18 protein-coding genes and 1 pseudogene are annotated in these 25,026 nt (G+C 63.3%); 2 read left to right on the top strand and 17 right to left on the bottom strand.

The genetic code is table 11. From position 1 onward, the window contains the following. Window positions 1–9: 9 nt before the first annotated feature. Window positions 10–1,912 (bottom strand): annotated as a pseudogene (locus B0G76_RS45030) (DUF3857 domain-containing transglutaminase family protein). 331 nt (window positions 1,913–2,243) lie between these two features. On the opposite strand from B0G76_RS45030, the gene B0G76_RS35020 reads away from it, so the two are divergent. Beyond that, entirely contained in the window at window positions 2,244–2,984 is a 741-nt protein-coding gene (locus tag B0G76_RS35020; RefSeq protein WP_120297347.1) for a PepSY-associated TM helix domain-containing protein, read from the top strand. A gap of 838 nt (window positions 2,985–3,822) precedes the next feature. On the opposite strand, the gene B0G76_RS35030 is transcribed toward B0G76_RS35020, so the two are convergent. The 16 genes from B0G76_RS35030 to B0G76_RS35110 all read right to left on the bottom strand — a co-directional run bounded on the left by B0G76_RS35030 (window position 3,823) and on the right by B0G76_RS35110 (window position 23,705). Then, window positions 3,823–4,845: an XdhC family protein gene (locus B0G76_RS35030; RefSeq protein WP_120297349.1), complete on the bottom strand. Its 1,023-nt coding sequence runs from the start codon at window positions 4,843–4,845 to the stop codon at window positions 3,823–3,825. Then, entirely contained in the window at window positions 4,818–5,417 is a 600-nt protein-coding gene (locus B0G76_RS35035) for a CoxG family protein (protein ID WP_120297350.1), read from the bottom strand. Before B0G76_RS35035 ends, B0G76_RS35030 begins: the two co-directional genes overlap by 28 nt. Next, on the bottom strand, window positions 5,408–6,739 hold the full coding sequence (locus tag B0G76_RS35040; protein ID WP_259460917.1) for a VWA domain-containing protein: 1,332 nt from the start codon (window positions 6,737–6,739) through the stop codon (window positions 5,408–5,410). Before B0G76_RS35040 ends, B0G76_RS35035 begins: the two co-directional genes overlap by 10 nt. 5 nt (window positions 6,740–6,744) lie before the next feature. Further along, on the bottom strand, window positions 6,745–7,632 hold the full coding sequence (locus tag B0G76_RS35045) for a MoxR family ATPase (protein WP_120297351.1): 888 nt from the start codon (window positions 7,630–7,632) through the stop codon (window positions 6,745–6,747). 80 nt (window positions 7,633–7,712) lie between these two features. After that, window positions 7,713–8,510 (bottom strand): xanthine dehydrogenase family protein subunit M, encoded by a 798-nt coding sequence (locus B0G76_RS35050; RefSeq protein ID WP_120297352.1) that lies wholly within the window; start codon window positions 8,508–8,510, stop codon window positions 7,713–7,715. Between the two features lie 22 nt (window positions 8,511–8,532). After that, complete coding sequence (locus tag B0G76_RS35055) at window positions 8,533–10,914, bottom strand: xanthine dehydrogenase family protein molybdopterin-binding subunit (RefSeq protein ID WP_120297353.1); 2,382 nt, start codon at window positions 10,912–10,914, stop codon at window positions 8,533–8,535. A gap of 10 nt (window positions 10,915–10,924) precedes the next feature. After that, window positions 10,925–11,443, bottom strand: a complete 519-nt coding sequence (locus B0G76_RS35060) for a (2Fe-2S)-binding protein (protein ID WP_120297354.1) — start codon at window positions 11,441–11,443, stop codon at window positions 10,925–10,927. 1,116 nt (window positions 11,444–12,559) lie between these two features. Next, window positions 12,560–13,951 carry an amino acid permease gene (locus B0G76_RS35065; protein ID WP_120297355.1) on the bottom strand — a complete coding sequence of 464 codons (1,392 nt, stop codon included), beginning with the start codon at window positions 13,949–13,951 and terminating at the stop codon, window positions 12,560–12,562. A gap of 288 nt (window positions 13,952–14,239) precedes the next feature. After that, the gene (gene rqpR / locus B0G76_RS35070; protein ID WP_120297356.1) at window positions 14,240–14,896 is read right to left on the bottom strand and encodes a response regulator transcription factor RqpR; all 657 of its coding nucleotides are present in this window, start codon (window positions 14,894–14,896) and stop codon (window positions 14,240–14,242) included. 10 nt (window positions 14,897–14,906) lie between these two features. Beyond that, window positions 14,907–15,743 carry a sensor histidine kinase gene (locus tag B0G76_RS35075; RefSeq protein ID WP_120297357.1) on the bottom strand — a complete coding sequence of 279 codons (837 nt, stop codon included), beginning with the start codon at window positions 15,741–15,743 and terminating at the stop codon, window positions 14,907–14,909. A gap of 432 nt (window positions 15,744–16,175) precedes the next feature. Continuing rightward, window positions 16,176–16,946, bottom strand: a complete 771-nt coding sequence (locus tag B0G76_RS35080; protein ID WP_120297358.1) for a ferredoxin--NADP reductase — start codon at window positions 16,944–16,946, stop codon at window positions 16,176–16,178. A 567-nt stretch (window positions 16,947–17,513) separates the two neighbouring features. Continuing rightward, window positions 17,514–18,473, bottom strand: coding sequence for an ABC transporter permease (locus B0G76_RS35090; RefSeq protein WP_120297359.1), 960 nt, complete (start codon window positions 18,471–18,473; stop codon window positions 17,514–17,516). Window positions 18,474–18,509: 36 nt separating this feature from the next. Continuing rightward, window positions 18,510–19,487, bottom strand: coding sequence for an ABC transporter permease (locus B0G76_RS35095; RefSeq protein ID WP_120298039.1), 978 nt, complete (start codon window positions 19,485–19,487; stop codon window positions 18,510–18,512). Between the two features lie 40 nt (window positions 19,488–19,527). Next, complete coding sequence (locus tag B0G76_RS35100) at window positions 19,528–21,093, bottom strand: sugar ABC transporter ATP-binding protein (RefSeq protein WP_259460962.1); 1,566 nt, start codon at window positions 21,091–21,093, stop codon at window positions 19,528–19,530. 426 nt (window positions 21,094–21,519) lie between these two features. Next, on the bottom strand, window positions 21,520–22,539 hold the full coding sequence (locus B0G76_RS35105) for an ABC transporter substrate-binding protein (RefSeq protein ID WP_120297361.1): 1,020 nt from the start codon (window positions 22,537–22,539) through the stop codon (window positions 21,520–21,522). A 113-nt stretch (window positions 22,540–22,652) separates the two neighbouring features. Further along, a complete protein-coding gene (locus tag B0G76_RS35110) occupies window positions 22,653–23,705 on the bottom strand; it encodes a LacI family DNA-binding transcriptional regulator (RefSeq protein ID WP_120297362.1) in 1,053 nt (350 codons plus the stop codon). A 340-nt stretch (window positions 23,706–24,045) separates the two neighbouring features. On the opposite strand from B0G76_RS35110, the gene B0G76_RS35115 reads away from it, so the two are divergent. Next, window positions 24,046–25,026: an aldose 1-epimerase gene (locus tag B0G76_RS35115; protein WP_120297363.1), complete on the top strand. Its 981-nt coding sequence runs from the start codon at window positions 24,046–24,048 to the stop codon at window positions 25,024–25,026.

A 25,026-nucleotide genomic window follows, 5' to 3' on the forward strand; every position in this document is an offset into this window, starting at 1 on the left:
TGTGCGTTTCTACGGCGCCTGCGACGCCACGCTCGACGATTCCACCAGCGTCGATTTGACAATCACCTCGGCGCGCACGTCGCGCCCGATCGCTTCGATCGCGGGACGCATCTGCACGAAGTCGTCGGGCGTGCAGACGTCGCTGTCGAAATGGGTGGCGCCGTCGCGCGTCATCGTCACCACGTTGCTGAGCGGGTCGAACGCGTACTGCGACTGAAAATCGACGAAGCGGTCCTGGGTTCGTTTCGCCTCCGGCATTTCGAGCACGTGGAAATTCGCGGGCAATTCAATGCGCGCGCGTTCATGCAGCTTCAGGTTGTGGCAGATGAACGGCTGCGTGCGCTGCCGTTCGCCGAGCCAGTAGCGGGTGTCCGCTTCGAAGCCGCCGGCCAGACTCGTAAGTGCCGGAATCGATGCCGCCGCGCCCGGCACCACGAGACTTTCGAACGAGCCTTTCATCGTGATCGTCAACGGGCCGTCGGTCACGCCGAGGTCGCTGGTGGTCAGCGTGGCGGTGCCGCGCAGGTTGACGCTGCGCAGTTCCGCCTGGATCGAGTCCTCACGTTGCGCGGGCGTCTGCGTGCGCAACATCGTGCGCGCCTGTTCGGCTGTGGCGCCCGATGCCTCCAGTCGATACGTGAAGCTCGCCGAGCCGTCCGGTTCGACCTTGATCGACAGGTCGCTGCTGCGCGTCGTCAATTCGGTGGCCGGCGTTTGCGCGAGCACGCCCTGATTCACGAGTACGGTGGGCCGGTTCATATCGGACGACGGCAGAAAACCGAATTCGACATTCGACGCCGTCGAGTCGGCGTATTGCTGCAAATCCGGCAGCCACGTGATGGCGTGATTGATGACGCCGTAGCCCGGCACGCTGGGCAGCGTATAGATCGAGCCGCTGCTGATCAAGGCCGGCTCATTGCGAATGCCGACTGCGTCGAGCAGCGCGCCATATAGCGCGACGTGATCCTTGCAGTCGCCGTAACGGTTTCGCGAGGATCGCGCTTGCGCTGTGCGGGACCACCGAGCCGCGCCCGACATAGATCGCCACATAGCGGACGTTGCGGCGTACCCAGTCGTACAGCGTCCTGGCTTTATCGTGCGGGGTGTGGTCGCGCGCGGTGAGGTTTTGCGCGAGACGCGTGACGGCGGGCTCGCGCACGCTTGGGTCGGCGCTGGACGACCTGTAGCTCGCGGCGAAAGCGGCGTAGTCCCGAAAGGTCGAGACCATCAGCCGGTCGCCATACGATACGTACGCGATCGAGCCGTGCTCGAGCCGGCTGAAATGCGCCTTGTCGTAATGATATTCGTAGCGGGTGCGGCCGTCGCGCGTGACCGGTTGCAGCGTGGTGAAGCCGCGCGCATCGGCATAAAGCGGTTTGTCCGCGGGCAGGTCGTAGATGAGGTGAAAGTTGTGGGTCGGCGCGAGATCGGGCGGCGTGAAGTCGCTGAACTCGCCGGGCACGATCGGCTGCTTTTGCGTCTTGCGATAGGTGAGGTGCACGCGCGCGCCGGGCTCGACCGCGGGGAACACGATCACCTTTTCCTGGATGTCCTGGAACATCGGCGCGTCGAACGAGCGGGCTTCCTGCACGTCGCGGATCTGATCGGGCTGCACGTCGTGACGCACGCCGTCGGCGGTGATGGTGTACGCCTCGAGGATCTGCACGTCCGCCATATTGCGGTTGAACCAGACGTATTGCTGCGCCACCCGCGCGACGCCTGCTTCGTTGTTCACGCGCAGCGTCATTGAATCGAGCTTCGAGAAGGAGCCGTCGGCGTTGACGGTGAAGGTTTGCGTTTCGCCTTCGTTGGTATAGGGATCGTCCAGTTTGGCGGCGATACTCGCGCTCGCGGCGTGGGTGCACGCAAGCCAGCCGAGAGAAGCAAGACAGACCCAGGAGGCGAGGCGCATGGCAGTCAGGTATCCGGAACGGCAACGTTGACGGGATCGCCAGCTAGAGTCGGATTGCGCCGCCTGGATGTCAAGCGGATACCGCGTGTTGCGATTGAGCAAATGTCCTAATTGTGTAATGATATCCATTCTCAATTGAAAGGCGCCGGCAGCTTTTCGTCGCATGTCTCCTCCTCTGTGACTGCCAGCCAGCCTCTCAGCCGGACGGCCTGCACCGCAAGCCGGGTTTGTCCGGCCCTTCCTTTCGAACTTTCCTTTGTTGCTGATGTGAGCGAGCGCTTTGTCGTTGCCTGTCGGCTGGGGTTTAACTTGCTGCGCCTGGAGCCTGGATGTGAACGCACCTGATTCGATCGATATGAAACCTGCTGCTGGTGGCGGCACGCACTACACCGCTCATACGCCGGAGCGCGGTCATCATCTGATGGACGATGCCGAGCAGGCGGCGCGGCGCCGGCGTTCGCGGCGGGCGAATTTCATCAAGTGGTTGCGCAAGGTGCACGGCTGGGTCGGTTTGTGGGGCGCGGTGTTGGGGCTGATGTTCGGCGCGACCGGTTTTCTGCTGAACCATCGGGGCGGGCCGTTGAAGGTGTCGTCTGGTGAGCCGCAGGTTGAAGAGATGCAGATACCTGTGCCTGAGAAAAAGCTGGGTTCGCCGATGGAGATGGCGAAGTGGCTCAAGGGCGAGTTGAAGATTGACGGCAAGCCGGGGAGGGTGAAACGTGAACCGGCGCATCCGGTGGCGTGGGGCGATCGCAGCACGATGCAGCCGGAGTTCTGGCAGGTCGGGATTGTTGGGCCTGGTCAGAATGTGCAGGCTGAGTATTGGGTTGGGAATGGGTTTGTTGCGGTGAAACGCACGCAGAACTCGTTTCTCACGACGATGAATAATTTGCATCGCGGTGTGGGGTTGAGTGTTGGGTGGGTTTTGTTGATCGATACGATCGCGGGGGGGATGGTTTTGTTGTCGTTGACGGGGGTTTTGCTTTGGACTGAGTTGAATAAGCGGCGTGTAGTGGGGGTGGTTTTGGTTGGGGGGGCGGTTGTTGCTGCTGTGGTTTGTGGTTTGATGTGATTGGTTTTTTTTGCCTGTGCGGCGCTTGTTTGTTTGCCTGCGGCGTTGGCCATTCCTTGTTTTGTTAGTGGTCTATTAGCGTCGCCCCTGTGCGGGGCGGCACTCACTTCTCTTTGCCGGCCGCAAAGAGAAGCAAGAGAAAGCGGCTCAAACCGCTAATTCTTAAGCGGGTCCCTCGCGCAGCCACGGTAGTGGTGCATCTGGAATCTGTGTTCTCGCACATTCCGCGCGAGTGACAAGGCCGTCATACTTCCGGCGGCGCTGCGCGCGCCGACGCGTATTTCATAGAACCATCTGGTCGGTTTTGCGGCGAGCTTCATTCGACGCCGCGATTCGCCGTTGCATCACCAACGTTTTTCGAATGGGCGGCGCTTCATTCGAAGTGCGAATCCACACCCGCATGCTTTGCCAAGGTTTGTCGCCGCCCGGAGCGCCCGGTGGCACGTCCCAAAACAGATGTATTTTTTGGCGCCACGCCACGCCACGCCACGCCGAGGCGAAGCCGATTGCCCCCACCAAGCGCAAACGAAGCCCATGGTTTCCCATGCAGCCCCATCCGCGACGCACGCAGTGCGGAGTGGGAGCTGATGAGCCCTTAGTCACTAACGGTGAGTGTGCGGGGGCACGGATTCCAGATGCACCACTACCGTGGCTGCGCGGGGGACCCGCTTGAGAATTAGCGGTTTGAGCCGCTTTCTCTTGCTTCTCTTTGCGGCCGGCAAAGAGAAGTGAGTGCCGCCCCGCACAGGGGCAACGCTAATAGACCACTAACAAAACAAGGAAAGGCCAACGCCATAAAAAACACAGACAACAAGCGCCGCGCAGGCAAAAAAAGCGACTAGACACTACAAGCAGTGCCCCCAGAAGCCGCAACTTCCCGCGCAGCCTTAGCCCCCTCAACCTGCAATAAAGTCGGCAACGAAACCCCATTCTTAGCCGCAGTCACCTCAGCAAGAATAGAAACAGCAATTTCAGGCGGCGTCCGGCTGCCAATATAAATCCCGACCGGCCCATGCAGCCGGGCCAACTCCGCATCATTCAGATCGAACTCCTTCAACCGCTCGCGCCGCGCCTGATTATTCCTTCTCGACCCCAAAGCACCCACATAAAACGCCGGCGTCTTCAACGCCTCCATCAAAGCAAGATCATCCAGCTTAGGATCATGCGTCAGCGCAATCACCGCGCACCGTTCATCAAGTTTCATCTCGATCACCGTATCGTCCGGCATCGTCCGCACAATCTTCGTGCCGGGAATGCTCCACTCCTCGGTGTATTCCTCGCGCGGATCGCAAACAGTCACCTGATAATCGAGCCCGACCGCGATATGGCACAGATAGCGCGACAACTGCCCCGCACCGATCACCAGCATCCGGTAACGCGGGCCGTGAATCGTCGACAGACGCTCGCCGTCGAAATGCACGCCGTCCGTGGCCTGCGCCACATTGAGCCGCACCGCGCCCGTCACCATGTCGACTTCGCGCGCGATCAGACGGCCGTCCTCCACCGCATGGCACAGCTCGGCAATGCCGCTTTGTGGCGTCAAAGGCTCCAGCACCAGCTGGATCGTGCCGCCGCATGGCAGGCCGAAGCGATGCGCTTCTTCCGCCGTGATGCCGTACTTCACCGCCTCCGGACGCGTCTGTTCAATTCCCCTTTGCCGCACGCGGTCGATCAGGTCATCTTCGATGCAGCCGCCCGATACCGACCCCACCACGAGTCCGTCGTCACGCACCGCGAGCATCGCGCCCTCGGGACGCGGCGACGAGCCCCACGTCTTCACCACCGTCACCAGTAGCGCGCGATGTCCCTCCGCCAGCCAACGTGCGCTGGACTTCAGAACTTCGAGATCCACGCTTTCCATGATTTCTTCCTTTTTGTGCCGTCACCGCCGGACTCCGTGTCCGCAGCCTCATTCGATTCCGTATTGTGCGCCGCCTCGTCAGTGGCTGCAGTGACCCCCCCGTCATCCGGGGCCGCTGTGCCGTTAGTGCCGCCGCCGACCTGCGCGCCGAAGCGCTTGAAAAATTCGCCCGCGATTTTACGCGCCGCGCCGTCGACCAGCCGCGAACCGATCTGCGCGAGCTTGCCGCCGACCTGTGCCGTCGCCGTGTACGTGAGCCTGGTCGCGGCGTCGCCCTCGGGTTCGAGCGTGACGCGCGTATTGCCCTTGCCGAAGCCCGCCGCGCCACCCTGGCCTTCGAAAACGATCGTGTAAGCGTTCGGCGCCTCGATGTCGGTCAACTCCATACGCCCTTTGAAGCGTGCCTTCACGGGGCCGACGGACGCGCTCAACACCACCGCGTACGCGTTTTCGCCATCGGGGTCGATGCTCTCGCAGCCGGGAATGCACGCGCGCAGGATCTCGGTATCGTTCAGCGCATCCCAGGCGCGCTGCTGGGAAACCGGCAGCGTATGGGTTTCACTCAATTCCATGGCGTTGCTCCTGCAGTTGTCGAGGCGGGTACATCGCGACGAGGCGCGCGCGTGAGCTGCGCGAGATCGCGGCCGAACGCCGCCAGACTGTCCAGATTATGAACGGGACGATGCGCGTCGACATACGGCAGGATCGCCTGCACACCACGCGCCTTCGGTGAAAAACCGCTGAAACGCAGCAGCGGATTGAGCCACACGATACGGTGTGCGAAGCGGTGCAGGCGCGCCATTTCGGTGTCGAGCACGTCGATCGCTTCGTGATCGAGGCCGTCGGTGACGAGCAGCACGGTGGCTCTGCCAGTCAGCACGCGGCGTGCCCAGCGTCGGTTGAATTCGGCGAGCGCCGCGCCAATCCGCGTGCCGCCCGACCAGTCGACGACCTGATCGGTGAGCGTCGCGATCGCCACGTCGGGATCGCGCTCGCGCAGCGCGCGCGTCGCGTTGGTCAGGCGCGTGCCGAACAGGAATACCTGCAGGCGTTCACGCGATTGCAGCAGCGCATGGCAGAAGTACAGCACCGCGCGCGAATAGCTGCTCATCGAGCCGGAGATATCGAGCAGCAATACCAGCGGCGGTTTGCGTTCCACCACCGCGCGATATTTCCACACCGTCCAGTCGCCACCCGCGCGCACCGCGTGCCTGGCGCTCGCGCGCAAGTCCGCATGCGTGCCGTGCGAAGCGGCCTTCAGGCGGCGCGTCGGTTCGGTGGCAAGCGGCAGACGCTGGCCGCGGATCAGATGACGCAAGGTGCGCCATTCGTCAGCGGAAAGCGTATCGAAATCGCGATGACGCAAGCGCTCTTCTGCACTGAAGGTGACGTGCGCGTGCAGGTCGTGCTGGTCGGTTTCCTGCGGCGCTTTGTGGTGCGGCGAGGGCGGCGCGCGCACGGCAAGCGCATCGGCGAGACGGTTGTTGCGTTTGGGCGGCAGCAGGCCGTCGCGGACTTTTGGCAGCAACAGCGCGCGCAGCTTGCCTTCCCAATCCGGGTCGCGCCAGAACAGATCGAAGGCGGCGTTGAAAAGGTCGCGTTCGTCCGGCGCGCGGACCAATAGCGTGGCGAGCGCGGCGCGGACATCGTCGCGCCGGCCGAGGTCGATCCAGTGCAAGGCGGCGAGTGCATAGACGGATTGTGCCGGCGACATCGGCAAGCCCGCGCCGCGCAGCACGCGCACAAAGTGCACGACGTTGCGGGCCAAAGTGGGCGTATCGATCGGTGCGGCCGAACTGTCGATCGAGGCATTCGCCGGACGCGCGCCGACCTCGCCTGCGGGCACTCCGCTGCCTGCCGACGCCTCGTGGTTTCCGTCCGTTGGCTGTGCCATCGCCGCTACCCCGGCACCGCGAGACATTGCGCGATCTGCGCGGCATCGACGCGCGCCAGATCGTCCTGATACTTGAGCAGCACTCCCAAGGTGTTCTGCACCGATTGCGGGTCGAGTTCAGTCACCGATAGTGCCTCTAGCGCGCGGCACCAGTCGATCGTTTCGGCGATGCCGGGCGCCTTGAACAGATCCATGCCGCGTAGCCGATGCACGAAATCGACGGCACGCCGTTGCAATTCCGCCGACGTTTGCGGCGCGCGCGCGGCGACGATCTCGAGTTCACGGTCGCGCTCGGGATAGCCGATCCACTGATACAGGCAACGGCGCTTCAAGGCGTCGTGGACTTCGCGCGTCCGGTTCGACGTCATCACGACGAGCGGCGGCTGTGCCGCGCGCACCGTGCCGTACTCGGGAATCGATACCTGGAAGTCCGAAAGCAGTTCCAGCAGGAAGGCTTCGAACGGTTCGTCGGCGCGGTCGATCTCGTCGATCAACAGCACGCGCCGCGCGCCCGGGTGATGTTCGTCGGGCATCAGCGCTTGCAGCAGCGGACGCTTCAGCAGGAATTCGCTGCGATAGAGTGTGTCGTTGCCGGGCCGCTCGCCGGCGGCTTCGGCCAGACGCAGCGCCATGATCTGGCGCGGGTAGTCCCATTCGTAGAGCGCGCTGGCGGTGTCGAGTCCTTCGTAGCATTGCAGCCGCAGCATCGAGGTGCCGAGCATCCCCGCAGCGGCTTTGGCGAGTTCGGTCTTGCCGACCCCGGGCTCGCCTTCGACGAACAACGGCCGCTCCATGCGCAGGGCGAGATACAACGCGGTCGCGAGTTCGCGGCTGGCGAAGTAGTTCTGGGCTACGAGTTGCGCGAGGGTGTCGTCGATTGAAGCAGGCTGCATGGTGTTCCTGAATCTGGACGGTGAAGCGGCTAACGCACCATGCCGAGGCACGTCACGTCAGCCGCCAACCGCAAGGATCGCTAACCGTTCGCCCTGGTCACCGCTCGCGCGGCCAGCGCCGGAATCAGATGCGCGCGATATTCAGCGCTCGCGTGCATGTCGGTGTTCAGGTCGGCGTCGGGCACGGTTACCGCTCGCGCAGCCTCGGGCGTGAAATTCGCCGATAGCGCGCTTTCCAGGTCGGCCACGCGAAATACCGAGGCCGCCGCGCCTGTCACCGCGACACGCACGCCGCTCGCGAACTTCGCAACGAACACGCCGACCAGCGCAAAGTGCGAAGCCGGATTCTCGAATTTCACGTACGCCGCCCGTTCGGGCACCGGAAACTCGACGGCCACGATCAGCTCGTCGGGCGCCAACGCGGTCTCATACATGCCGACGAAGAAATCGCTCGACGAAATCCGTCGCCGATCGGTGACGATGGTCGCGTCGAGCGCCATCGCCGCAGCCGGATAGCAGGCGGCCGGATCGTTGTTCGCGAGCGAGCCGCCAATGGTGCCAAGCGCGCGCACTTGCCTATCGCCAATGTGCCCGGCGAGGTCCGCGAGCGCCGGCAGCACGCGCCGAAGCTCGGCGTGATCGGCGACGTCCGCGTGACAGACGGCGGCGCCGACGGTCACCTTGCCGGCATCGACGGTGACCGACTTGAGCGCCGGAATCCGCGTCACGTCGATCAGTTGCGAGGGCTGCGCGAGACGCAGGCGCATGGTGGGCAGCAGGCTTTGTCCACCGGCGAGGAATTTCGCTTCGCTGTCGGCGGCAAGGGCGGCGACGGCCGCTTTCGGATCCGTCGCGCGTTGATACTCGAATGAATACATGTCGAATGCTCCGCTCAGGATCTCAGTGGGGTTGCTTGGCGGCGCGGATCGCGGACCATACGCGATGCGGCGACGCCGGCATTTGCAGGTCGGTCACGCCAAGTGGCGCAAGCGCGTCGAGAATCGCGTTGATCACCGCCGGTGGCGAGCCGATCGCGCCCGCCTCGCCGCAGCCTTTCACGCCGAGCGGATTGTGCGTGCAGGGCGTGCCTTTCGCGGTTTCGACGGTGAAGTTCGGCAGGTCGGACGCATGGGGCATCGCGTAGTCCATGTAGGAGCCGGACAACAGCTGGCCGCTCTCGTTGTCGTATACGCAGCGCTCCAGCATGGCCTGCCCGATGCCCTGAGCGAGCCCGCCATGCACCTGGCCTTCGACGATCATCGGATTGATCACGTTGCCGAAATCGTCGACCGCCGTGAACTGCTGGATGCGGCTCACGCCGGTCTCCGGATCGACCTCGATCTCGCAGATGTACGAGCCCGCCGGATACGTGAAATTAGTCGGATCGTAGAACGCGGACTCGTCGAGACCCGGTTCGAGCACGTCGAGCGGATAGTTGTGCGGCACGTAGGCGGCGAGCGAGATGTCGGCGAATGCCCTGGTCCGATCGGTGCCCGCGACGCGGAACACGCCGTCCTTGAACTCGATGTCCTCCACTGCGGCTTCCAGGAGATGGGCGGCGATTTTCTTCGCCTTCGTTTCGATCTTGTCGAGCGCCTTCATGATCGCCGAGCCGCCGACCGCAATCGAGCGCGAGCCGTAGGTGCCCATGCCGAACGGAATGCGGCCGGTGTCGCCGTGCACGATCTCCACGCTTTCCAGCGCGATGCCGAGGCGGTCCGCGACCACCTGCGCGAAGGTCGTCTCATGTCCCTGACCGTGGCTGTGCGAGCCAGTGAACACGGTGACGGAACCGGTTGGATGCACGCGAATCTGGCCGACTTCGAAGAGCCCCGCGCGTGCGCCGAGTGCGCCGGCGATGTTCGACGGCGCCAACCCGCAGGCTTCGATGTAGCACGAGTAGCCGAGGCCACGCAGCTTGCCGTTCTTTTCGGATTCCTGCTTGCGCGCGGCGAAGCCTTTCACGTCCGCGAGTTCGAGCGCGCGGTTCAGCGTGGCGTCGTAGTCGCCGGTATCGTAGGTGAGGCCGACTGGCGTCGCGTGCGGAAACGAGCGAATGAAGTTGCGGCGACGGATTTCGGCGGGATCGAGCTTCATCTCGCGTGCCGCGGTTTCGACCAGCCGCTCGACGACATACGTCGCTTCCGGACGGCCTGCGCCGCGGTAGGCGTCGACCGGGACGGTGTTCGTGAAGACCGCTTTCACCTCGGCGTAGATGGCGGGCGTTGCGTACTGGCCGGCGAGCAGCGTGGCGTACAGGATGGTTGGCACGCACGACGCGAAGGTCGAGAGATACGCGCCCATGTTGGCGGTCGTATGGATTCGCATTGCGAGGAACTTGCCGTCGGCGTCCATGGCCAGTTCGGCTTTGGTCACGTGATCGCGGCCGTGCGCGTCGGACACGAACGCTTCCGAGCGTTCCGCTGTCCATTTGATTGGGCGGCGAATCTTTTTCGAGGCCCACGTCAGCGCGACATCTTCGGCGTACAGGAAGATCTTCGACCCAAAACCGCCGCCGACATCCGGCGCGATGACGCGCAGTTTCGATTCCGGCAGCGACAGCACGAAAGCGGCCATTAGCAGGCGTTCCACGTGCGGATTCTGACTCGCGACGTAGAGCGTGTAGCTATCGTCCCGCATCGAGTAGCTTGCGTTGACCGCGCGCGGTTCGATCGCATTCGGGATCAGGCGGTTGTTGACGATGTCGAGCGTGGTGACGTGCGTGGCTTTGGCGAAGGCGGCATCGGTCGCGGCTTTGTCGCCGTGGCCCCAGTTGTAGCAGACGTTGTCGGGCACTTCATCGTGAACCGCGGGCTGGCCCGGATCGGCCGCGTGCGCGGTATCGACCACGGCCGGCAGCACGTCGTAGTCGACCTCGATCAGTTCGGCGGCGTCTTTCGCGGCCTTGATCGAATCGGCGATGACGAGCGCGACCTGATCGCCGACGTGGCGCGCTTTCGTGTGCGCGATGATCGGATGCGGCGGCTCATTCATCGGCTTGCCGTCGGTGCTATGGATCAGCCAGCCGCACGGCAGTCCGCCGACATTGTCCGCGGCCATGTCCGCGCCGGTGAAGATCGCGACGACGCCGGGCGACTGTTTGGCGGCAGTGGTGTCGATGCGGTTGATTTTTGCGTGCGCGTACGGTGAGCGCAGGAACACGGCGTAGGTTTGTTGCGGCAGGACGATGTCGTCGGTGTACTGGCCGTTGCCCGTGAGGAACCGATAGTCTTCCTTACGTTCGACGGAGGCGCCGATGAGGTGGGTGTCGGGTGCGTTCATCGTCGTCTCCTCAGGCGGTGGCGGGCGCGGTGGCTGCGGCGTTGGCGCTGGCCGTGCCGGCGGACTTCATGCCTTCGGCGCCTTCGAGCACTGCTTTGACGATGTTGTGATATCCCGTACAGCGGCAGAGATTGCCGTCGAGTTGGGCGCGCACGTCGTCGCCGGTGAGATTGGGCTGACGCTCGACGAGCGAGATCGCGCTCATCACCATGCCGGGCGTACAGAATCCGCATTGCAGGCCGTGGCAGTGTTTGAAGGCGGCTTGCATCGGGTGCAGGGCGCCGTCTTTGGCGAGTCCTTCGATGGTGGTGATGTCCGCGCCTTCGGCCTGGGCTGCGAGGATGTTGCAGGATTTGATGGCGCGGCCGGTCAGGTGGACGGTGCATGCGCCGCACTGGGCGGTGTCGCAGCCGACGTGGGTTCCTGTCAGGCGAAGTTGATCGCGAAGGAACTGGGCAAGCAGGGTGTTCGGGTCGATTGAGGCGCTGATGGGCGCGCCGTTCACCGTCAGACTGATGCTGATCGCCATGAAGTTGTCTCCTTATGGGGTGAAACCGGACCTTTGTTTTTCCTGCCTTCAACTGCCTGTTCGCGGGGTCCGATGAGGGGGCTGCGGGTTGGCCGTTTTTGCGGTTTGTTTTTTTATGGGTCTGCCGAAAAGTAAAGCACAAAATGCTTGGGGGCGCTATTCGGGTTGGGGGCCTGCGGCGCTTTGTTTTGGTTGTTTGCCGGTGGCGGTGGCTTTTTCTTGATTTGGTTGTACGCGCGGCGGTTTTTGGCTGGGTTTTTATGGTGTTGGCCTTTCCTTGTTTTGTTATTGGTCTATCAGCGTTGCCCCTGTGCGGGGGCACCTACTTCTCTTTGCCGGCCGCAAAGAGAAGTAAGCAAGAGAAAGCGGCTCAAACCGCTAATTCTCAAGCGGGTCCCCCGCGCAGCCACGGTAGTGGTGCATCTGGAATCCGTGCCCCCGCACATTCAGCGTGAGTGACTAAGGGCTCATTCGCTTCCACTCCGCACTGCGTGCGTCGCGGATGGGTGTGCATGGGAAACCAGGGGCTTCGTTTGCGCGTGGTGGGGGCCATCGGCTTCGCCTCGGCGCGGTCGGGTCTGCAAGGCGAACGTGGGACTTCGGTCGAGGTCCATGGCGCCACCGGCTTTGCCTCAGCGAGGTGCCAGAAAATACATCCGTTTAGGGACGTGCCACCCTGCGCTCCGAGCGGCGACAACTCGTGGCAGCGCCTGCTGGTGTGAATTCGCACTTCGAATGAAGCGCTGGCGCAGCGGAGAAGGGGATACACCGGCGAGCCACGGCGTCAGGCGAAGCTCGCGCAAAACCGACCAGATGGTTCGGGGAAATACGCATCGGCGCGCGCAGCGCCGCCGGAAGTATGACGGCCTTGTCACTCGCGCGGAATGTGCGAGAACACAGATTCCAGATGCACCACTACCGTGGCTGCGCGAGGGACCCGCTTAAGAATTAGCGGTTTGAGCCGCTTTCTCTTGCTTCTCTTTGCGGCCGGCAAAGAGAATTGAGTGCCGCCCCGCACAGGGGCGACGCTAATAGACCACTAAGAAAACAAGGAAAGGCCAACGCCGCAGGCAAACAAACAAACAAGCGGCGCTGCCAAAAAACAACCCTAAACCTTCATTTCGCCAACTTGGAATGCCGCCGCGAATAGCCAAAATAAATAACCATCCCAATAAGCAACCAAACCACAAACGCCACCCAGGTAACAACCTGAAGATTAACCATCAAAAACAGACAAGAAGCAACCGCCAACACCGGCACAACCGGCACCCCAGGGCACCGGAACGCCCTCGGCAATTCAGGATGCGTCTTCCGCAAAACCAGCACCGCAATCGACACCATCGAAAACGCGGCCAACGTACCGATATTGATCAGTTCAGCCAGCACATTCAACGGCACCAGCGCACCAATCAGCCCGAAGAAAATCCCCACGAGCCACGTCGTAAAGAACGGCGTAGCAAACTTTGGATGCACACGAGAAAGCCGGGCAGGCAACAACCCATCCCGCGACATCGCGAAAATCACGCGCGTCTGGCCATAGGCCATCACCAGAATCACCGTCAACATGCCCAGCACAGCGCCGAGGTCGATAAAACCCGCAACCCACTTCTCACCCACCACCTGCAACGCATACGACACCGGATGCGAAATGTTCGCGAACTGCGCCGACGGCACGATACCGGTAACCACAGCGGCTACAGCGACATACAGCACCGCGCACACACCCAGCGACGCAATGATCCCAATCGGCAAATCGCGCTTAGGATTCTTCACTTCTTCCGCGGCGGAAGACACCGAATCGAAACCGATGAACGCGAAGAACATCACGGCCGCCGCGCCGAACACGCCGTTCCAGCCATTCGGCATGAATGGATGCCAGTTCGCCGGCGTCACGTGGAAAACACCCACGCCAATCACCAGCAACACCACGACCACCTTGATCGCCACCATGATGTTGTTGATCCGCGCGGATTCACGCACACCAAGCGACAACAGCGCCGTGATCGCCATCATCACGAGGAAAGCAGGCAGGTTGAACCATGTGTCGTGCCCCGGCAAGGCGCCCGGCGCCGCCGTCAGCATAACCGGCAGGCTCACGCCAAAGCCCGACAGCAACGACTGCAGATAGCCCGACCAGCCGACCGACACCGCCGACGTTGCCAGCCCATATTCGAGCATCAAGTCCCAGCCGATAATCCATGCGGCCAGTTCGCCAAGCGTCGCGTACGAATACGTGTAGATGGAGCCCGCGACAGGAATCGTCGACGCGAACTCGGCATAGGCAAGTGCGGCGAATCCGCAGGCAATCGCCGCGATCAGGAACGACACCATCAGCGCCGGGCCGGCCTGAACGGCGCCCGTGCCGGTCAGCACGAAAATGCCGGTGCCGATAATGGCGCCAACACCAAGGAAAGTCAGGTCGAGCGCGCCGAGCGCTTTCTTCAGGCCGGCGTTCTGAGCGCTCGCGGCGATCATGTGCTCGACGCTCTTCTTGCGGAACAGGGACATTGGCGGTGGGTCTCCAGTAGTGCACGCATCTTGCGCGCCGAATGTCAGGAAAAACCGCCGATTTTAGCGGATGCGCGCTTCTGCACCGTTTTGGGACAGTGTTTTTTCCGGCCGCGTGACAGGAGGAAAATACTTCGGCAAGGGCGTTGGGTGCGCTATTGGTCTGAAGATACCGCGCCGCGGAAAGGCTTTCGCCCGTCGCGCGTCCAATCGGGTGGGAATCGCGCTCTTGTCAGCTGATCCGTGGCCATCGCGCGCGTGCCATGCAGCGATCGCGGAGGGTGAACGTCAGCCGGCCATCGCCGGATTCAGATCGACGAGACGGTTGCTCATCACATAGAAGGTCAGCTCGGCGTTGTTGCGCAGCTTCATTTTCTCGAGCAACCGGGTGCGGTACACGCTGACGGTCTTCACCGAGAGCGAGAGCGTCGTGGCGATATCCGTCAGCCGCTTGCCGGACGCGAGCATGCATAGCGTCTGGTATTCGCGGTCCGAGAGCTTTTCGTGCGGCAATTGTTCGCCATCGAAGGAGACGTAGTCCGCCAGCGCCTCGGCCATCGCCGGGCTGACGTATTTGCGGCCCGCCGCGACCTGCTGGATCGCGCCGATCATCTGCGCGGCATCGACGGTCTTTGACAGGTAGCCGGCGGCGCCGGCCTTCAGCGCACGCACGGCGTACTGGTCCTCGCGGTACATCGAGAACATCAGCACGGCCACACGCGGCGCCTTGCGTTTCAGACGCTTGAGCACTTCGACGCCGTTCATGTCGGGCAGCGAAATGTCGAGCAGCACCACGTCGTAACTATGTTGGGCGACGGCTTCGAGCGCTTCGGTGCCGCTTTGGGCCTCGGTGACTTCGCGCGCCACGCCACGATCGAGCAGCAACTGGCGGACGCCCTGGCGAACCACGGCGTGGTCGTCGGCGAGCAGGATGCGCAGGCTCATGATGGCGTACTCACGATTGCAGCGCGCGGCGCTCGGCGCCCGGTGTGCTCGCCAGCATGGCGTCCCACGCAAAGCGGGCACGCACGAGCGTGCCGCGTGATGCTTCCGCGCCGTCGCCGCGGCGTGAGGCGATGCGCCGGGCGCTGACGCGCAGGGTGCCGTCGAAGGCGGCGCAGCGCGCCTGCATGCCGCTCAGGCCGAAATGGCCGCTACGGCTGCGGGCGTTGCGCGTCAGGCCGATGCCGTCGTCGCTGACGAGCAGCGTCAGGTGACGGCGGCCGGCTTCGATCCGTACGTCGGCGGATTCGGCGCGCGCGTGCTTGGCAATATTGTTCAGCGCTTCCTGGGCGACCCGGAACACCGCCAGCGCGGCGTCGGGGGGCAGGCGCGTGAGCCGCACGTCGGCAGCGCAGACGAAACTCGTGCGCAGGTTCGTGCGTGCGGCGAAATCGCGGGTCCATTGCGCCAGCGCCCCGACGATGCCCGCCTCGAGCGACGGCGCATGCAATTCCGCGACGGCCTGGCGGCTGGCGGCGCACACGGCGTCGAGCGAACGGTTCGCGACGGCGAGCGCGGCGGCGCACTGCGGCGGCGCATCGGCAGGCAGCCAGGTCTCGATGCCGGCAAGCGCGAAGCGCGTCGCGGTCAGCTCGGCGCCCACGCCGTCGTGCAGCTCGCGCGCTACATGGCGGCAGGCAGCTTCCTGTGCCTGCACCAGTTCTGCCGACAGTTCGCGCACGCGGGCGCGCAGCAGCGCAAGTTCGCGCTCAGCAGCGGATTGCGGCGCGGCGTGTGCAAGTGAAGGCGGAACGGGAACGCTAAACGGGACGACAGTCGACGTATCCATGACTTTCCCTCTCAGGAAGCAGTGTGGACGGCGAAGCGGATGCGCATCGGCGGCGCGAAGACAAAAGAACGCATGCGAGTCTCTGGCCTCCAGTGATGTCCTCGACGCGCTGTGCGCGACGGACAAATACTACGGTGCGGCGTAACGAAATTTACATTCTGTAACATGCAAGGTGTGCCAAGGCAGGTAGTTATACCGGCCGATCGTGCGCCGCGATGATATCTTAAAAAAATAAAAAATGCAGGCGCACCAAGGGTTAGCGCGCACATCTCACGCAAAGGTTGATGTTTTGTCACGTGGGGCTTGTAGGAATAATACCGACGCCAAATGTAAAAACGATGGCATCGATTTGTAACTGCGCAACAAAAAAGGAGCCCGAAGGCTCCTTTTTTTGTGATGACGCGGCGTGAGCCGCTCAATGTAGATGTCCGCTTAACCCACGAAGGCCTTTTCGACCACGTAGTGACCCGGCGCGTTATTGCTGCCTTCCTGGAAGCCCAGGTCATCAAGCAGCTTGCGCGTGTCGCGCAGCATGTGCGGGCTGCCGCACAGCATCACGCGGTCGTTTTCGAGCGAAAAGCCCGGCACGCCGAGGTCGGCGAAGAGCTTTTCGGTTTCGATCAGTTCGGTGATGCGGCCGCGGTTCTCGAACGCTTCGCGCGTGACCGTCGGGTAGTACAGCAGCTTTTCCTGCACCAGCTCGCCCAGATGCTCGTGCGCCGGCAGGTGATCCGTGATGTATTCCTTGTACGCCAGTTCGTCGACGAAACGGCAGGTGTGCGTGAGGACCACACGCTCATAGCGGTCGTAAATGTCCGGATCTTTAATGATCGACATGAACGGCGCGAGACCCGTGCCGGTGGACAGCAGCCACAGCGTCTTGCCCGGCAGCAGGTTGTCGGCCATCAGCGTGCCGACCGGCTTCTTGCCGATCAGGACTTCGTCGCCAACCTTCAGATGCTGCAAGCGCGATGTGAGCGGGCCGTCCTGCACCTTGATGCTCAGGAATTCGAGGTGCTCTTCGTAGTTCGCACTCGCAAGGCTGTAGGCGCGGATCAGCGGCTTGCCTTCGACTTCGAGGCCCACCATCGTGAACTGGCCGTTTTCGAAACGGAACGACGGATCGCGCGTGCAGGTGAAGCTGAAAAGCGTATCGGTCCAATGATGGACGCTCAGGACGGTTTGTGAATTCAGGTTGCTCATGGCTTCTTGGATAGTGCGAAAACAAAGGCGGCCAGTCGTTTTAGCCGGCCGGCACGGCAAGGGCGATGCTGCGCTAACCCGAGATCGGGAATCACGCGCAATCCGCTATTTTACCGCGCCCGCTGCCTGAGGGCTGCGGCGCGGCGGTTGAGCGTGGTGAAGCGGGTTACCGGACCTGGAAGCGTCGGCGCCGGCGGTTGTGACGATCGGCGCCGCGAAGTACGTTGGCGCGGTTGCAGCCGCGCTTCAGCAAGGGTACGGCGATGGGCGAAAACCGCGCAGGGCGGCTGCCATCGGCTGTCCGGCATGCGCCGGATAGGCGCGCCGCGCGGGCAACATTTTCAGGATGATACCGAAACCCGCCGTGCGCCGCAGCATTGACCCTGCTGATAAAACTGGCAAAAGCGGAGAAAACGGGCTGGGAAGGTGAGGAATTGGCCTGAATCGATCGAGATGCGCCGCGAGGCGTGACCGTGTGGATTTAGTCGGTTACTTTGGTACACAAAGGCTGCCAGGCGGCCATCGAGGCCGCCGGAAACTCAATCTGCATAAGCGTCGGTGCTTTGATCACGCCGGAGCCGCCACGCGCCTTTTGCCGCGCTGCTTCAACACTCTCGCCTGCAGCACGATCACCAGCAGCAGGAACACCCCACGAATCACCGATTGCCAATACGCCGACAAGCTGATGAACCCGAGCCCGTTTTCGAAGTTCAGCAGGTTGAACACAAGCCCGAGCAACAGCACGCCGGCAATCGTCATCGCGATCGAGCCCTCGCCGCCGGTCAGCAAGGTGCCGCCGAGCACCACCGCCGAAATCGCGAACAGCTCCCAGCCCACCCCTTCGTTCGGCTGACCGGCGCCGAATTGCGCGGCGAGGATCACGCCCGCCATGCCGGCGAGCAGCCCGCTTACCGCATAAGCCGTCACCAGCGTGCGGTCGACGTTCAGTCCCATCAGCCGCGCCGCTTCCTCACTGTCGCCGATCGCCAGCGAATGCCGCCCGAAGCGCGTGCTGCGCAGTGCGAGCCACCCGGCCACCGCCGCTACAACCGCGACGATGCCGGGAATCGGCAGTCCGAACAGATCGCCCTGACCGAAGTTGCCGAAATTCGAGTCGGCGGCAATCGACACCGCATCGTTCTTGCCGAGCAACAGCGCGACGCCATGCGCGCCGAGGCTGGTCGCAAGCGTCACGATGAAGGGCAGGATTTTCAGCCGCGTGATGATCAGGCCGTTGAGCACGCCGACGGCCATGCCCGCCGCGCAACCGGCCAGCACCGCGACCCAGCCGCCGTACACGCTGGTCAACGCGGCGACCACGCTTGCCAACGCAGCCACCGTGCCGACCGACAGGTCGATGCCGCCCGTGATGATCACGAAGGCCATGCCGATCGAGATCAGCGCGAACATCGAGTTGTAGCGCCAGAACGAGGTGATGTTGTAGGCCGAGCCGAAATGGTCGTAGCGCACGAGACCGAGCACGACCAGCGCGACGAGAGCAAGCAGGATAGGAAGGTTCTTTTTCATCGCATCGAATCCGGGAGTGTCCCTGAAGCGTTAGGGTTACCGCGAGCGCCGCTGCACATAAACCGCCGCGACGATGATGCCGGCCTTCACCACCAGCGCCGCCGCGTCGGGAATGCCGTGCGCGAGCAGCGTATAGCGCAGCAACTGGATGGTCAGCGCACCGATCAGCGTGCCGCCGATAGATGCTTTGCCGCCCGTCAGCGCCGTGCCGCCGACCGCCACCGCGGCGATCGCGTCGAGTTCCACGCCGAGCCCCACCACATTCGCATCCGAGGACGAATTCACCGAGATCGAGATCAGCCCCGCCAGCCCCGCGAGCGCGGCGCACACCGTGTAGGCGATCAGCTTCACGGTGGCCGTCGGCACGCCGCACAGATAGGCGGCCTTTTCGTTGCCGCCGGTGATCAGCAGATACTGGCCGAACAGGGTCTTGCGCACGATCCACGCGAACAGCACGACCAGCGCAAGCATCAGCAGCACCTGAAACGGCACGCCGGCGACCTTGCCCAGTGCGATCCACTGGAAGGCGGGCGTGTTGAACGCCTGCAAGCTGCCGTCGGTGACGACCTGGGCGATGCCGCGCCCAGCGATGAACAGCACCAGCGTCGCGACAATCGGCTGGACGGAAAGCCTCGTCACCAGCAAGCCGTTGAATACGCCGCACGCGGCCGCCGCCAGCACCGGCAGCACGAACGCGAGCGCAATGCCGCCCGGCCCCGGAATGTTCAGGAACAGCATCGGTGCGAGCGCGCCCGAGATCGCCATCGACGCGCCCACCGACAGATCGATGCCGCCCGTCGCCACCACCAGCGTCATGCCGATGCCGACGATCACGATCGTCACCACCTGCGTCATGTTGACGTTGAAGGTTTGCAGCGACCAGAAGTGCGGGGTGAAGATCAGGTTGAAGAGCACCATCGCGAGCAGCACGATCACTTCGCGTTGCATGGCGAGGCGCCGCCATGTCTTCACCGTCGATGCAGTCGCGACGTGCGGCGCGGCAGAGGCTTGCATCGGCGGTGCGGTTTCGTTGTGCAACGACTCGGTGTGCAACTTAAGCGCCATGACGGTCGCCCTCCAACGCGTCTTCGATATGGGCGGCATGGGCGGCTTCGACCAGTTGCGACGGGCCTTCGCTGCCGTAGGCGATCGCGTCCATGATCGCGGCCTCGCTCATGTCGGCGCCGTTCAGTTCGGCGACGGTGCGGCCGTCGCGAATCACCACCGCGCGGTCGGCCACCGCGGTCAGTTCCTCGAGTTCGGAGGCGGACAGCAGCACGGCGAGGCCCGCATCGCGCAGTTCGCGCACGATCTTCGCCACGTCGGCTTTGGCGCCGACGTCGATGCCGCGCGTCGGTTCGTCGAGCAACATTAACGAAGGCTCCGCGGCGAGCCAGCGCGCGAGCAGCACCTTCTGCTGATTGCCGCCGGACAACTCGCGAATCGGCTGATCGGCCGAGCGCAGCTTGATGCCGAGCGATGCAATGAAACGGTCGACGATCGCCTGCTGTTTCTTCACGTCGACCACGCCGTTCTTCGCCAGCGTGCGCAAGCAGACGAGCGTGAGGTTGTCGCGCACAGAGAGTTCCGGGACGATGCCTTCGGCTTTGCGGTCTTCGGTGAGGTAAGCGAGGCCGCGCGCGATCGCGTCCTGCGGCGACTTCAACGCCACCGCCTCGCCGCCAATCGACAATGAACCGTGTTCGAGAGGATTGGCGCCGAACATCAGACGCATGGTTTCGGTCCGGCCCGAGCCGAGCAGGCCCGCCAGACCCACCGCTTCGCCTGCATGCACTTCAAGCGATACGTCACTCACTTTCGGATGCGTGCCCAGATGCGTCGCGGCGATTGCCTGCTTGCCGCGCCGCGCGAGGTTTGCTTCGCGCGCGGCGGCGTCCTCCTGCACGACGGCGGCCAGCGTGCGGCCGAGCATCGTGGTGACGAGCTGCAGTTTGTCCATCTCCGCCATCGTGCTTTGCGCGACCGTCTGGCCGTCGCGCATGACGGTGACGCGATCGCACAGCGCGTACAGTTCGTCGAGCCGATGCGACACGAAGATCACCGCGCGGCCGTCGTCGCGCAGTTTGCGCACCACGGTGAAAAGCAGTTCCACTTCGCGTTCATCGAGCGACGAAGTGGACTCGTCCATGATGACCATCTTCGCATCCGACGACACCGCGCGCGCCAGCGCCACCATCTGCTGAATGGCGGTCGAATAGCGGCCGACCGGTTTCTTCACATCGATCTGCAAACCGAACGATTCGAGCAGGGCGGCGGCGCGTGTCTGCACCGCGCGCCAGTCGATCAGACCGAAGCGGCGGGGTTCGCGGCCGAGAGAAATGTTCTCCGCTACCGAGCGGAACGGCACCAGGTTGATCTCCTGATAGATCGTGCTGATGCCGGCTTCGCGCGCCTGTTTTGGCGTGCGGAAATCGACTTCACGGCCTTCGAAGCGCACGCTGCCCGAGCCGCGCCGATACGCGCCGGTCAGGATCTTGATCATGGTCGATTTGCCGGCGCCGTTCTGGCCGATCAGCGCGTGCACTTCGCCGGCTGCCACGCTCAGATTGGCGCTGCGCAACGCGGGTACACCGCCGAAGCTGATGCCGATGTCCTGCATCTCCAGCAGCGGCGACCGGGTGAGGGGAGAGAGCGGTGTCTGCGTGCCGGATTCCGTCACGGGTGTCCTCCTGATGCGAGTGCTGCTTCGTGTCCTGCGTGCGCTGCATGCATTGCTCGTGCGAGCCGCTGGGGCCGTTCGTTCGGGCGCTCTGCGGGCGGTATCTCCGAATCATGTCGAACCATCGCGAACCATCGCGAACCATGTTACGCCGCATAAAAGCGAAGCGACGGCTCGTGTTGCCACGAACGCGTCGCTCCGAACCCTTCCCGTCACCCGCCCCTCCGAGGAGATTGACTCGGGGCGGGGACGTCCTGCGGGCACGGCCTCCCGAAAAGGTTTTCTTCGGGCTACGGAGTGCGTGGACACTCCGTTAAAGCCCTGTCCTCAAGCTACACAACCGCACGTACCACAGCCTGCTGTCGATCAATAGCCGTACTGCATGCTCTGCTGCACGTTGCTCTTGTCGTAGAAGCGGTCCGACACCTTGACCCACGTCGGGATCTTTTCGCCCTTCGCGTAACGCTGGGCAACGTCGCAGGCGAGCGGGCCGAAGAACGGGCTCGATTGCACGCTTGCGCCGAGTTCGCCGGCGGCGATTGCATCCATGCCGCCCTTGGTGCCGTCGATCGTGACGATCTGGATATCCTTGCCCGGCTGCTTGCCGGCCGCCTTGATCGCGGCGATCGCACCGAGCGCCATCTCGTCGTTATGCGCGTACACGGCGGTCACGTCCGGATGCGCCTGCAACAGCGTTTCCATCACCTGGCGGCCCTTGTCGCGCGCGAAGTCGCCGCTTTGCGAGGCGATGATCGTCATGCCCGGATTCTTCGCGATGATTTCGTCGAAACCCTTCTTGCGATCGTTCGCCGCGGACGCGCCGGTGGTGCCTTCGAGTTCGATGATCTTCGCCTTGCCGCCGGTCGCCTTGACCAGCCACTCAGCGGCGCGATGGCCCTGATCGATGAAGTCCGAGCCGATGAAGGTGATGTAGTCGCGACCCGCCTTGGCCACCGACTGATCGACGTCGCGGTCGACCAGGATTACCGGAATGCCGGCCTTTTTAGCTTGCAGCACGACCGGCGCAAGCGGTTTTTCTTCGCGCGGCGGGAACACCAGCAGATCGACGTGTTGCGCGATCATGCTTTGAATGTCCGAGACCTGTTTGGAATTGGAGCCGTTGGCGTCGGTCATTACGATCTGCCAGCCGCACTTCGCGGCGACTTCCTTGAAGCTCCGGGTTTCCGCGAGACGCCATGGATTGTTGCTTTCGGTCTGCGCGAAGCCGACCTTCAGCGGAGTCTTGTTGGGCAACTTCGGCAGCGCGTCGTCGGCGTGCGCCGTGGCGACGCCGAAACCGATGGCCAGAGCCAGCAGCGAACCTGCCAGCGGACGAATCTGCTGCATGCGCGCGTGCTTGCGCGACTGCGTGTTGAGCGACGCCATTGTCTTCCTCCAGTACCTGGTGAGGTGTATTTGCTTTTTAGTGTTTCTCCTGTCGGCCGGGCTGTTTCACTTTGACCGGACGTGCCGATTATTTCATCGAGAATTATTATCGGTCAATCACTAATAATATTAATTATTGGCTTTTCTGCCTCGGTAATTACCCTGACCGAGCTGCGTTCGACGAGTGGTCCGTCGAGTTTCACGAGGCGATGGCGCACCGGTGCGCCGGCGGCGCGATTGTGTTCTTCCTGCAGCAAGGTTTCGACGGCCCAGCGTCCCAGTTCGTAGTTCGGCAGCACCACCGTCGACAGGGGCGGATGCGTGTGGCGGGCGATTTCCTGGTCGTCGTAGCCGAGCACGGAAACGTCTTCCGGCACGTGCAGGCCGAGTTGTTTCAGCGCTTCGATCGCGCCCAGCGCGGTCAGGTCGTTGGCGCAGAAAATGGCGGTCGGCGGATGCGCCTCGCGCATCAGCGAGAGCGTCATTTCGAAGCCGAGCCCCGAGCTCCAGTCGCCGTCGCGCACCAGTTCCGGCGCGTACGGCAGGTCGGCGGTGGCGAGCGCTGTGCGATAGCCCTTGAGGCGGTCTTTCGAGGCGTCTTGCCACGGCTCGCCGTTGATATAGCCGATTCGTCGATGCCCCGACTGCAGCAGATAGTCGGTCGCCAGATGTCCGCCCGCGACCTCGGCGGGCACCACCGACGAAACCCCGCCTTCGCTCGTGTAGCAGTTCAGCAGGACGGTAGGCACCCGCGAGAGCGCCGCCGGCAGGGTGACCTTGCGGGTGTAGACGGTTGCGTAGATCACGCCGAATACGTGCGGGTTCGACAGCGTCGCGTCGAGCACCTGCTTTTCGATGTCGGCGTTGCCGTGCGTCGAGTAGACGGCGAGCATCTTGCCGCTTGCATAGGCCGCATCGCGCGCGCCGTCGACGTTGACGACCGGGTGCGGACTGGTCGAGATCTCGTCGGCCAGATAGACGATCAGGTTGCGTTCATCGTTCGACACCGACACCGGTTCGCGCAGCGAGAGCCTGTAGCCGAGGTCGTGCGCCGCCTTCATCACCTTGTTGCGGGTGGCCTCGGAGAATTTCGCACCGGTCGCGTTGTTCAGAACCAGCGAGACAGTGGATTGCGACACGCCGGTGAGCTTGGCGATGTCGGTCATGGTCGGACGGCGTTGAGTCGATTTTTTCATTGTGCGGGCCGCGCTGCAGCGGTGCGAAAGCAGGAGCATGCCGGTGGCATGGGTGGTGCTGACGGTACCACTAATAATATGCGCGCGGCAACGCGCGCTAACCCGCCATTTGGGAGATCTAGTCAGGCATCAGCTGACTTGTTTTGATGAAAATTATTACTAATAATATTGACCGATATGCTTTGGCGTGCGATTCTCGATCGCGCGGACCTTGACGGGTTCGCCGGCCGCGCGCGGTGCGCGGCATGTCTTGGGAGACATCGATGGGCGTTAATACCGCCATCCGCCTGACACTGCGCCTTTGCTGACCATGCGCGACGTGTCCTCGAATCCAACCCGGCCGGTCCTAACCGGACTCACATGGCTCGACGACCCCGCGATCGCGCTGGCGCTAGTCACGCTGACAGCGGGCGCCATGCGAGTGGTGGTCGCGCCGGAAATTGGCGGCGCGCTGGTGGCTTACTACGAGTCGACGCCCGAAGGTCCGCTGCACTGGCTGCGACCGGCCACGCGAGCAGCGTTCGATGAACGCGATCCGCTGCGCATGGCGAGCTTCCCGCTTTTTCCCTACTGCAACCGGATTCGCGACGCGCGCTTCCAGTTCGACGGCACCCTGGTCGATCTGAGCGGCAATGACCTGCGTTTTGCGCACGCGCTGCATGGCAATGCGTGGCGGCATCCCTGGCAGGTGGGGACGCGCACGGAGAGCTCAGTGGCGTTGCACTTCGAACACGAACCTGATTCGCAGCAGCCTGGCGACTGGCCGTTCCGTTATCGCGCGCAGCAGCGCATTGCATTGATCGGCGGCGCGCTGCGCATCACCTTGTCTGCGCAGAATCTGGGCGACCGGCCGATGCCCTTTGGCATGGGGCATCACCCGTACTATCCACGCACCGCGCAAACCCGTGTCTACGCCGATGTGCAAGGCATGTGGCACGCCGACGCGGACGTGCTGCCCACGCATTTTGGCCCGCACCCTGCGGTCGAGGCGCTGCGCCTCGGCATGTCGCCGGACGCGTTCGCGCTCGACAACAACTTCGCCAACTGGTCGCGTGAGGCGACGATTGCGTGGCCCGACGAACACCGTCAATTGACGATGACCGCCGACGCGCCCTTCGATCATCTGGTGGTATTCGCGCCCGCCAACGATTCGCAACTGTGCGTGGAACCGGTGACCAACACCACCGATTGCTTCAACGTGGACGGCATGCGGGAGCAGGTGGGCGGCTGCGTGTTGCAGCCCGGCGAGGAGATTGCGGCGACGCTAACCTGGACGCCGCGCAGGGGCTAG

The organism is Paraburkholderia sp. BL23I1N1, assembly GCF_003610295.1.
Classification (GTDB): Bacteria; Pseudomonadota; Gammaproteobacteria; order Burkholderiales; family Burkholderiaceae; genus Paraburkholderia.